Source organism: Pontibacter sp. HJ8 (assembly GCF_054824225.1).
The window spans coordinates 1-9,085 of sequence record NZ_JSYF01000134.1; the positions used below are offsets into that span (position 1 = coordinate 1).

Annotated in this window: 9 protein-coding genes; 5 read left to right on the top strand and 4 right to left on the bottom strand. The window is 51.8% G+C overall.

The window, feature by feature from the left end:
- Window positions 1-137: 137 nt before the first annotated feature.
- The 3 genes from OB13_RS07285 (at window position 138) to OB13_RS07295 (ending at window position 3,071) form a co-directional block, all read left to right on the top strand.
- Window positions 138-1,127: an acyltransferase family protein gene (locus tag OB13_RS07285; protein WP_461489495.1), complete on the top strand. Its 990-nt coding sequence runs from the start codon at window positions 138-140 to the stop codon at window positions 1,125-1,127.
- Window positions 1,128-1,165: 38 nt separating this feature from the next.
- Window positions 1,166-1,564, top strand: a complete 399-nt coding sequence (locus OB13_RS07290; RefSeq protein WP_461489496.1) for a (deoxy)nucleoside triphosphate pyrophosphohydrolase — start codon at window positions 1,166-1,168, stop codon at window positions 1,562-1,564.
- A 94-nt stretch (window positions 1,565-1,658) separates the two neighbouring features.
- The gene (locus OB13_RS07295) at window positions 1,659-3,071 is read left to right on the top strand and encodes a methyltransferase RsmF C-terminal domain-like protein (protein WP_461489497.1); all 1,413 of its coding nucleotides are present in this window, start codon (window positions 1,659-1,661) and stop codon (window positions 3,069-3,071) included.
- 61 nt (window positions 3,072-3,132) lie between these two features.
- On the opposite strand, the gene OB13_RS07300 is transcribed toward OB13_RS07295, so the two are convergent.
- The 4 genes from OB13_RS07300 to pdxH form a co-directional block, all read right to left on the bottom strand.
- A complete protein-coding gene (locus OB13_RS07300) occupies window positions 3,133-4,320 on the bottom strand; it encodes a class I SAM-dependent rRNA methyltransferase (RefSeq protein ID WP_461489498.1) in 1,188 nt (395 codons plus the stop codon).
- 99 nt (window positions 4,321-4,419) lie between these two features.
- Entirely contained in the window at window positions 4,420-4,992 is a 573-nt protein-coding gene (locus OB13_RS07305) for a Maf-like protein (RefSeq protein WP_461489499.1), read from the bottom strand.
- Window positions 4,958-6,256: a DUF1015 domain-containing protein gene (locus OB13_RS07310; protein WP_461489500.1), complete on the bottom strand. Its 1,299-nt coding sequence runs from the start codon at window positions 6,254-6,256 to the stop codon at window positions 4,958-4,960. The genes OB13_RS07305 and OB13_RS07310 overlap by 35 nt, the downstream gene beginning before the upstream one ends.
- Window positions 6,257-6,292: 36 nt before the next feature.
- Window positions 6,293-6,943 carry a pyridoxamine 5'-phosphate oxidase gene (gene pdxH / locus OB13_RS07315; protein ID WP_461489501.1) on the bottom strand — a complete coding sequence of 217 codons (651 nt, stop codon included), beginning with the start codon at window positions 6,941-6,943 and terminating at the stop codon, window positions 6,293-6,295.
- A gap of 283 nt (window positions 6,944-7,226) precedes the next feature.
- On the opposite strand from pdxH, the gene OB13_RS07320 reads away from it, so the two are divergent.
- Window positions 7,227-7,796: a YqgE/AlgH family protein gene (locus OB13_RS07320; protein ID WP_461489502.1), complete on the top strand. Its 570-nt coding sequence runs from the start codon at window positions 7,227-7,229 to the stop codon at window positions 7,794-7,796.
- A 31-nt stretch (window positions 7,797-7,827) separates the two neighbouring features.
- On the top strand, window positions 7,828-9,085 hold a 1,258-nt coding region (locus tag OB13_RS07325; protein WP_461489503.1), incomplete at its 3' end, for a DUF349 domain-containing protein.

The following is a 9,085-nucleotide window of genomic DNA, read 5'->3' on the forward strand; positions in this document are numbered from 1 at the left end:
GGCCGTAGAGTTCGAAATACTAAAGGAAAAATTAAAATAAGGTATAGGTATTCAGACTAAGCAGAAGGCATGCCGAACAGGTATGCCTTCTGCCATTTAGAGCCGCTGCCAGGTATAGCTGCTCTTAGCAACACAAAATGAAACAGCACTTCCAACAAATAGACATCGTCAAAGGCCTGGCCATCGTTGCTGTCTTACTGCTGCACTCGCTCACACGGGAAGAGTTGGTCGGGAGCTATGCCATATTTCACATCTGGCAAGCAGTGCCCTTGTTCATGGTGACGATGGGGCTGAACCTGGGCTTGTCGTATAGCAGCAAAACACTTCATTTCCACCATCTTTATACCGCGCATTATTTCCAGAAAAAGGGACTACGCATCCTCTTGCCGCTCTTGCTGCTATATGGCATCGCCCTGGTTGCCGGCTATACCTGGCAGCGGCTGTATGGGCAGAATGTGTATACTCTGGGATGGGAAAATTTTATCGGCGTGCTGCCTGTTTCCGGGAAGGGCAATTATTTTATCACGCTGCTGTTGCAATCCGTGCTGCTGCTTCCGCTCATCGGCTATTGTTATTTCAGATGGCCGGCACGCACCCTGCTTGTACTTGTCCTGCTGGAAGTCGTGTTTCTGCTGACTGCTTACCGCATCGCCTTCTTTAATGAAGACCGTTATCTCTACGACGCTGCTTTTTTCAGGTATCTCTCCGCCATAGCGCTCGGACTGTGGCTCTCAACCATCGTTTCATCCGAAAAAAATACCGGCAAATGGATCCTGGTACTGATCGGCCTGGGCAGTGCCGTCTTGCTGTACGGGCAGCTATACCTGGGGCTATTGCTTCCGTACATCAGGCCGGAGTGGCAAGCGCAGGTAGCGCTCACTTTTCCATTTGCGGCTTTGCTCGTCTACCTGTTCATCCTGCTCTTCCCGCAGCAGTCTGATAATAAAGTGTTAGGCATGATGGCCGAGACGGGAAAAGCCTCTTATCATATTTTTCTGGTGCAGGTGCTGTACTTTGGCCTGGTGCCCCAGAATACAAATACGTACCTGAATCTGGGAATCTGCCTGTTTGCGGGCTACTTTTTTTACTATACTGAAACCGCTCTGGCAAAGCGGGTTTTCAAATAAAAAAGAAATTGCATGCAGGTTATTGCCTAACTTTAAACATGATTATCAAAGTAACCTGTGCCATCATCGAACAGCAGGGACTGGTGCTGGTGACGCAACGCAGCGAAACAATGGCGCTCCCCCTGCTCTGGGAATTTCCGGGTGGTAAGCTGGAAGACGGTGAAACCGAAGAAGCCTGTCTCATACGGGAGATTCAGGAAGAGCTTAGCCTGAACATAACGACAACACAGCGCCTGACACCGGTGCTGCAGCAGGATGTCCATAAAATAATAGAACTTATCCCTTTTATCTGTCAGTACAACAACGGCGTGATCCATCTGGCAGAGCACAGGGCCTATCATTGGGTTAATACGGAAGATCTGAAAACCTATGACTGGTGCCCTGCCGACGTACCGGTCGTAGCAGAATACCTGCAGCTACGGCAACAACAGGTATAAACCGGTTTTCGCAGCATGGTTAGAATTGCATTGTTTTTACAATAATGGGCAGTTTTCTACTTCCGCTGAAACTGAAATAGCTGTAACTTTGGGGATGGAACTACCAAAGTCTTTTGTTACGCGCATGCAGCAGCAGCTGGGCACAGCTTATATTCCCTTTGAGACAGCCTTGCTACAGCCGGCACCTGTCAGCATACGCCTGAACAATCTCAAACTCCCTGCTTCCCCGGAACTTCCATCTGTACCCTGGACGCAAACGGGTTACTACCTGCCCGAGCGCCCGCTTTTCACGCTTGATCCCTTGTTGCATGCCGGTGGCTACTACGTACAGGAAGCCAGTTCCATGTTCCTGGAGCAGGCGCTTCGGCAAACAGTAGACCTTGCCCAGCCACTCCGAGTGCTGGACCTGTGTGGAGCGCCCGGCGGCAAATCAACGCATATCGCCAGCCTTATTTCACAAGACAGCCTGCTGGTATCCAATGAAGTCATACGTAGCCGGGCCTCCATCCTGGCCGAGAACGTGACCAAGTGGGGGAGCGGCAATGTGCTGGTCACCAGCAACGATCCGCGTGACTTTGGCAGACTGGAGGATTTCTTTGATGTGATGGTGGTGGATGCGCCCTGCAGTGGCGAAGGTATGTTCCGGAAAGACCCGCAGGCCGTGCAGGAGTGGTCAGAAGAGAATGTAAAACTATGCGCCCAGCGGCAGCAACGCATCCTGATGGATGTATGGGGAGCCCTGAAGCCGGGGGGAACACTCATCTACAGCACCTGCACCTGGAATGAAGCGGAAAACGAAAACAACATGGTCTGGCTGGCCGGGCAGGAAAATGCCGCCAGTCTTTCCCTTGACCTTGATCCGGCCTGGGGGGTGGTGCCTTCGGAGCAAGATGGTGTGACGGGGTATCGTTTTTACCCGCATCAGGTACAGGGAGAAGGATTTTTCCTGGCTGTTATCCGCAAAGCAGGGGAAGCGCAGGACGACCACAGCGCCACCTCCTCCAAAAAGAAAAAACATAAACTCACACCTGCTGGCAAAAAAGAGCAGGCACTGGTGGCCAACTGGCTGGTGCAGCCGGAGCGCTATACCTGGTTGCAACACGGAGAAGTCATGTCGGCTATACCTGCCAGCCTGTTTGAAGCAGCCGACCAGGTATACCAGAAGCTGTACGTCGTGTATGCAGGTATAGAAGTAGCAGAAGTGAAAGGCAAAAAACTAAAACCGCTCCATGCGCTGGCCCTCTCGCAGCACCTCAACAAAGCCGTTTTCAGGACAGAGGAGCTTGAACTGGAGGCAGCCCTGCGTTACCTCCGCAAAGAAGACATCAGCCTGGATAGCAACGGCAACGACTGGATACTCCTGCAATACCAGGGCTTTCCGCTTGGCTGGGCCAAGCAAGTCGGTAACCGGCTAAATAATTACTATCCGAAGGAATGGCGCATCCGGATGGAGTTGCCGCAGACGATAGCAGGAGGGACCCTTTACTCGCTCGGGCAATATCTCTAGCACCAGAAACAAAAAAGGCAGGTATAGCACCTGCCTTTTTTGTTTCTGTTTCGGTTATACCTTACTCCACAAACAGCACCAGCCCCTTCAGGTATTCACCTTCCGGATGGAAGATCGAAATCGGGTGATCGGCTGGCTGGGAGAGGTGGTGCATGATCTTGATGGTACGGCCGGCCTCTATGGCAGCCGCCATCACGGTGTTGTTGAACAGGTACTTGTCCACTACCTGGGAGCAGGAGAAGGTGAAAAGGATACCGCCTGGCTTGATCTTTTTCATGGCTTCAGCGTTCAGGCGCTTGTAGCCCATCAGAGCATTGTGGCGCACCTTCTGGCTCTTGGCAAAAGCCGGCGGGTCGAGTATGATCACATCGTAGAGTTCTTCTTTTCCTTTCAGGAATTCGAAGGTATCGACAGCATAGGCTTCGTGGCGGTCAGGGGCCTGGCTCAGGCCGGCATTCTTTTCGGTGATCTCGATGGCCTTTTTGGAGACATCTACCGAGTGTACTTCCCGGGCACCCGCATTCAGGGCATAAACCGAGAACCCGCCGGTATAGCAGAAAGTGTTCAGCACCGATTTGTCTTTGACGTAACGGGCCAGCAGGTCGCGGTTTTCGCGCTGGTCAATGAAGAAGCCTGTTTTCTGGCCTCCTTCCCAATCCACAAAAAACTGGTTCTCATATTCCGTCACAACAACGCCGCCGGCAGACTCTCCGAACAGGTAGCCGTTTACAGCCTCAACAGGTGCCTTGGCAGGCAACGATTCCGCACTCTTGTCATACACGGCCCGCAAGCGGCTGCCATAAATTTCCTGCAGCGCCTTCGCAACATGTTCCCGCACCCGGTACATCCCTACGGAGTGCGTCTGAACCACCGCAACATCTTTGTACACGTCCACGATCAGGCCGGGTACGCCATCGCCTTCCGCGTATACCAGGCGGTAAACGTCGGTATGCGGATTCTCCGTCAGGCCCAGGCGGCTGCGGTAGTCGTAGGCCTGCTGTATCTTGTTTTTCCAGAAGGTATAATCGGCTTCTGTCTGCTCAAATGAGATGATCCGAACAGCGATTGAGCCGGGCGCCCAGTGGCCCATGCCTAAAAACTCATGGCGGTTGGAATATACTTCGACCGTATCGCCCTCTTCCGGATCAGGTCCTTCCAGCTTTTTGATGGCGCCCGAGAAAACCCAGGGATGAAAACGCTTCAGCGAATGCTCTTTGCCCGCTGCCAGGTATAATTTTGTTAATGACATCTATCTAATTAGGGTGATTATTATAAGTAGCTAAGGTATACCTCTGCGCAACAGTTTAAGAGAGCAATAGTTCCTACCTATACCTGTAAATGATTTACTTTAAAAGTTTAAGCGTACCAGCTGCTCGTATAATTTCTGCACGGGAAGCCCCACCACGTTGAAGTAGGAACCTTCGATCCGTTCAATGCCGATCATGCCGATCCACTCCTGTATCCCGTAGGCGCCGGCTTTGTCAAAAGGCTTGAAGTGGGTGATGTAATGGTGTATTTCCTCATCCGTCAGCTGCTTGAAGTATACCTTCGTCACATCATGAAATACGGTTTTCCCTTCACGAGACAGCAGGCATACTCCGGTGATGACCTCATGCGAGGTGCCCGATAGCGCGCGGAGCATCTCAAACGCCTCTGCCGCATCGGCCGGTTTGTTCAGGATGCGTTCGCCCAGGCAAACGATGGTATCGGCCGTAATCAGCACCTCCTCCTGCAGTTCGCTGGCGTAGGCATCGGCTTTATGGGAAGCCAGGTATTCGGCCACTTCTTCCCGCTGCAGGTGTTCCGGAAAATCTTCGTGCACTTCTTTGACGCGCACTTCAAAAGTAAGCCCGAGCCCGGCCAGCAATTCTTTGCGGCGCGGGGAGTTAGAGGCAAGCAGCAGGGGCCGTGAGAAATTCATCTTCTTTGATGGAGCTGAACAAAAATCCGCAGATCACCTTCGGATAGAAAAAAGTAGACTTCTGGGGCATGGTTGCACCGCTGAAACACACCCGCTTTACTTGTGCCATGGATACATCGTTGGTGATGAGGGCGAGGCGTGCCTGACCGGAATCTACCTGGCTGACACAGGCGGTAAAACTTCGTACATAACTCAGACCGCTATAGTTGCGCTGTTCTTCCCGGCCGATGCCGAGCACTTTTTCAAAAATAAAATAATGCATCACCGTCAGGTCCAGGTCTTTGACCTCCTGCGGCACCTGCCAGTCTATGAGCGAATGCACCTCCGGTTTCAGCCTGAGCTTGTAGGCATTGCCGGACAGGTATAGCCCGAAGGCCCAGTCTTTGCCTACAATCACTTCATTCAGCTCGTAAACATCCTCCTTGGGGGTAACCACAAAATAATCGCGCAGCTTATCCAGGAATTCCTCATCCGTATAGTCCATCTGCTCCAGCACCCGGTGCGTGGGCAAAATGCGGAGGTCATCCGACTCGGTATTGGTAAGGTACATCAGGTGATAATTGTAAGGCTCGAACCCGGTATGGGAAGCGTTTTGCGCCATCATTTTCTTGCGGTACTCCAGCGAACCTTCGTAGCGGTGATGCCCGTCGGCCAGCAGCACCTGCCGTTGCCGGAGGGTGTCCACAAAAAGCCGGATGATCGGGTGATCGTGTATCACAGCCAGCACATCCCGCACGCCCTGGTAGTCTTCAGTAACATACAAAGGCGTCTTTATACTCTCGTCCATGTAGGCCTCCAGCAGAAACTCCGGATCGGTATACAGTCCGTGCGTGGCGCTGGTGTTCAGTTGTGTTTTGTCCAGCAAATCGATCCGGTCATTCACAGCGCTTGGGATCGTATTCTCATGACGCAGCAACACGCCTTCATCCCAGTCATAGGCTTTGATATGGCAGATAAAGCCTTTGCGGCAATATTCCTTATCGCTGCCCGTCAGCCGGAAGTATTGATAGTACACATAGATTCCGGGAAGCGGATCCTGTGCCAGTATACCTTTTGCTTTCCATTCCTCCAGCAGCAGGGCGGCTTCCTCGGCAGGGCGCTCCCCACGCGGCACAGACAGATGAATGCTGTTGAGCGGGTTGCGGTATAAGGCTTCGCGCTGTTTGGCCGACACAACATCGAACAGGGGAGAGGTGAGATCCTCAATCGAATGATCCAGCTCTTCGGTGTAGCGCCAGGCTTTTATAGGTAGTATTTCTGCCATCTATTGCAGGTACAAATGAGTAATCAAAAATTTATTTCAGGGAGCCAGTCTTTTCCTTTTCCAGGTGCCGCCATGTTGCTCGAACACGATACGGTCGTGCAAACGGTTGGGCCGGCCCTGCCAGAATTCTATCAGCTCCGGCTGCAGGACATAGCCACCCCAGTGCGCGGGGCGGGGCACAACGGACTGATTGGAAAACGCTTCGTTGTAGTGCCTGTCGGCCACTTCCAGTTCTTCCCGGCTTTGTATCTCGCGACTTTGCGGAGAAGCCCAGGCACCTATCTGGCTGCCCCTCGGACGGCTATGGAAATAGTCATCCGATACCCGGGCGGGCACCTTTGTCACGCGGCCTTCCACGCGCACCTGCCGCTCCAGCTCTGCCCAGAAAAAAGTCAGGGATGCAAAAGGCTGCTGTGCCAGCTCCAGTCCTTTGCGGCTGTCGTAGTTGGTATAAAAAACAAATCCTTCCGGCGAGACTTCTTTTAGCAACACCACGCGCGCAGAAGGGCGGTTGTCGGCTGAAACCGTAGAAAGGACCAGCGCCGTAGGCTCCAATACTTCCGCTGCGATGGCCTCATTCAACCATACCTTAAACTGATCCAAGGGATCCTGCAAAACAGATTCCTCTGTCAGCTCCTGCCGGGAGTAATTTTTGCGGATAGCGGCAATGTCATGTAGAAGCGACATAGTAGGGACGAATAGTTTCCCAAAATTATAAAATAATCTGCTGCAGGTAAATTTTAATTATCACTGTAATAATTTCAATTGTTTTTGGGATATTACGTATAAAATTTTTTACCTATAGGTATACCTTTGTCACGCTTTTGCCTTTAGCTCCTTTCAAATTCAGCGGCAGGTGTTCGTTTTAATACCATATTGCCTGCTTTCCGTAAGAAGGGGTAAACAAGTACTGCGTAATTTGCTCAGGAAAGTAAACAGATACGAGCAGGACATAAAAGCCTATAGACACATGGAGGAAGACAACTTAAATAAACCTCAGAACGGGAGTATACTGATATCGGAACCATTCCTGGGTGACCCAAACTTTGAACGAACAGTGGTCCTGATCTGCAGCCACAGTGAGGACGAGGGGACATTTGGCCTGGTGTTGAACCGTATGTCCAACTTAAAACTATCCGACGTGATCGATGTTTATAGTGATAGTTTTGAAGCAGAGTTGGGTATCGGAGGACCGGTGCAGTATAATACCCTGCACTATGTGCATCGCCTGACGCAATTGTCTCAGGCTGTGAAACTGGGTGAGGATGTATACTGGGGTGGTGACTTTGAAATGCTGCGGACCATGATCGGTTCCGGCCTCGTGTCTCCTTCTGAAATACGGTTTTTCCTAGGCTATTCGGGCTGGACACCGGGTCAGCTGCAGGAAGAGATCGATAAAAATGTTTGGATTGTAAACAACAATGCTGCTAATAAATTATTTAATTTAGAGGCAGATTCCCTTTGGCGCAGCATTTTGCGCGAAATGGGAGGGAAATACAAGGTACTATCCAATTACCCTGTAGACCCCCGGCTAAACTAAAGCTTCTACCACTGTACCAAAACCTGAAGTTATGACTACTGAGAATCAGCATACCGACCCGAATAGGGCTGAGGCAAATAAGCCCCAGCAGCAAGACGATGCCCGTGCCAATCAGCAACAGGCTGAGTCCCCGATGAATATTTTAGAACAACGCCTTGCTGAGATAAACGCAAAAAAACAAAGCGGGCAACTAACATCGGATGAGGGTGTGCCTAAGGAAGAACAACCAGAAATAACGCCGGAACTGGCATCGGAAACCGAGGCTGAAAATTCAGAAGAAATCACAGAGGTTTTTGCCGAAGCAAATTTACCTGAATCGGATCCGGTCGAAACAGCTGTTACAGAGGCGACAGCTACCACGGCAGAAGCGCCCTTACCGGAAAATGATCCTGCCGAAGAGCCAGTCCTACTGGCCCCTGCTCCTGCGACAGCCCCTCCCGCTGCTACTGCCGCTACCACATCGGGTACGCCTGTAACAGAGGAGAACCACGAGGAGGATGAGCATGAAGACGAGGACGCTACAGACTACAGCCAACTGGGTATAGGCGAGCTGCGTGCCATGCTAAGCCAATTACTCAAAGGTCCGGACGCCGGCAAAAAATACAAGAAGATAAATGACCTTCATCGCTTCTACGACCAGGTGTTTCAGGCTGAAAGAGCAGAAGCGCTGGAGCGCTTCAAGCTGGAAGGCGGGACCGACGAAGACTTCGAGTATCATGCACCGATGGAGCACCAGGAACTCGAGCAGGTATACAGTGCCTACCGGGAAGCCCGTTACAGAGAGCGTCAGCAAACCGAAGAACAGCGTCACAGCAACCTGGACCGTAAGCGCGAAATACTTCAAAAGCTGCGGGAGCTGGTTGAATCGGCCGAAACCAAAAGCAGCAGTGATGAGCTGAAGAAGCTGCAGGCAGAATGGAAAACGATCGGACCGGTTCCTCCGGGTGAAGCCCAGGAGTTGTGGGATTCATACCACGCGCTGCTGGATATCTTCTACAACAACCGCAGCATGTTCTTTGAGCTGAAGGAGCTGGATAGAAGACGTAACCTGGATGCCAAACTGCAACTGATTGAACGTGCCGAGGCGCTGCAACAGGAGCCCTCCATCAACAAAGCACTACAGGAGCTGCGCCATCTGCACGAGGAGTGGAAAAACATTGGACCCGTTCCAAACGATCAGCGTGATCCGATCTGGGAGCGCTTTATACAGGCTTCGGAAAAGGTGCATGAGCATCGGCGCACTTACATGGAGGAGCGCAAAACGCACGAAATGGCCAACCTTGAGAAGA